Source organism: Parvibaculum sp., from assembly GCF_040882025.1.
GTDB lineage: Bacteria > Pseudomonadota > Alphaproteobacteria > Parvibaculales > Parvibaculaceae > Parvibaculum.
Map to the genome: position 1 here is coordinate 1 of NZ_JBBECC010000012.1, position 1,448 is coordinate 1,448.

Consider the following 1,448-nt stretch of genomic DNA (forward strand, 5'->3'; position numbering starts at 1 on the left):
CGGTTCGCGGCCTTGCCGCGGCGCTTGATGTCTCGAAACCCGCCATCACGCGGGCTCTCGATACGCTTGGCGGACTCGACCTGCTCAAACGCGCCCGGGATGAAGCCGATCGCCGCAACGTGTTGGTGCAGCGGACGGTCAAGGGCTCGGCCTTCGTGCATGACTTCGCCGACCTCATCGTTGCCTCCTCGCGAGGCGTCGAGGCATGAACCGCGCGCGCGGACCCGATCGCCGCCTTAACCCCTACCGGGACGATCTGGCCGCGGCGCATCTGCGCGGCGAGGTCAGCGCCACCCGCTTTTCCGAAGGGACGGATCGTCAGGTCGTTGCGCCCTCGCTGCCGTTGCTGCGCCGGCCCGAGGCGAATGCGCCGATGGACACGCAGTTGCTCTTCGGCGAAGTCTTCCGCGTCTATGAGGAGAAGGGCGGCTGGGCCTGGGGACAGGCGGTACTCGACGATTATGTGGGATATGTCGAGACGAAGGACCTGGCGGTCCGTCCGTCGGTGCCGACACATGCGGTGGCCGCACTGCGAACCTTCGTCTATCCAAAACCCGATCTCAAAACGCGACCGGTAGCGCCCCTGCCGATGAACGCCAAGCTGCGCGTCGCCGGCGCGCGGGGCAGTTTCAGCGAGATCGATCGGGGAGGCTGGGTCTTCACTGCGCATCTTGCCGCCATCGGCGCCCATGTGCGCGACTTTGTCGCCGTCGCCGAGGAGTTTCTGGGTGTGCCCTATCTCTGGGGCGGCCGCGACAGCACCGGCCTCGACTGTTCGGGCCTCGTGCAGGCCGCACTCGAACGCGCCGGCATTTCGTCCCTCAGGGACACCGATATGCAGGAAGCGACGCTGGGCGAAGCGCTGCCCGAGCCCATCGACTTCACGAAACTGAAGCGTGGCGATCTTGTCTTCTGGAAGGGTCACGTCGCCATCATGGTCGATGCCGAACGCATGATCCACGCCAACGCCTTCCACATGATGGTCGCGGTCGAGCGGCTCGACGTTGCGATGTCGCGCATCGCCCGTTCGGATGCCGGTCACGTCACCAGCATCAAGCGTTTTCCGAACCGCTGATCCACTATTCCGAAACGACGCCCTTCGGCGCTGCCGCGAGCTCGAAGGCCGCGGCCATCAGCGCTTTGGTGTAGTCGGTCTTCGGCGCGTCGAACACCTCGTCGGCGCTGCCGGCTTCCACCACCTTGCCATCCCGCATCACGATGATGTCGTCGGCAAGCGCCCGCACCACCTTCAGATCGTGGCTGATGAAAAGATAGGCCAGATTGTTGTGTCGCTGCAGCTCGCGCAGAAGTTCCACGATCTGCGCCTGAACCGACATGTCGAGTGCGCTCGTCGGCTCGTCCAGCATCACGAAACGCGGCTTCAGTGCCATGGCCCGCGCGATCGCGATGCGCTGGCGCTGCCCGCCGGAGAACTCATGCGGATAGCG

3 protein-coding genes are annotated in these 1,448 nt (G+C 65.2%); 2 read left to right on the plus strand and 1 reads right to left on the minus strand.

Annotated elements, in window-relative coordinates; genetic code table 11:
- Together WEB61_RS01035 and WEB61_RS01040 are read left to right on the plus strand one after the other, a co-directional pair.
- Positions 1–209 (plus strand): MarR family transcriptional regulator (locus WEB61_RS01035; RefSeq protein WP_368062471.1); only part of this gene is annotated, 209 nt, incomplete at its 5' end.
- Positions 206–1,075, plus strand: a complete 870-nt coding sequence (locus tag WEB61_RS01040) for an NlpC/P60 family protein (RefSeq protein WP_368062472.1) — start codon at positions 206–208, stop codon at positions 1,073–1,075. The genes WEB61_RS01035 and WEB61_RS01040, both read left to right, overlap by 4 nt.
- A gap of 4 nt (positions 1,076–1,079) precedes the next feature.
- On the opposite strand, the gene WEB61_RS01045 is transcribed toward WEB61_RS01040, so the two are convergent.
- Positions 1,080–1,448, minus strand: a 369-nt coding sequence (locus tag WEB61_RS01045) for an ATP-binding cassette domain-containing protein (protein WP_368062473.1), incomplete at its 5' end; no start/stop codon positions are given.

Bases quoted from the DNA above. Each gene is read 5' to 3' on its own strand.
- WEB61_RS01040 (WP_368062472.1), top strand. From the start codon at position 206: ATGAACCGCGCGCGCGGACCCGATCGCCGCCTTAACCCCTACCGGGAC.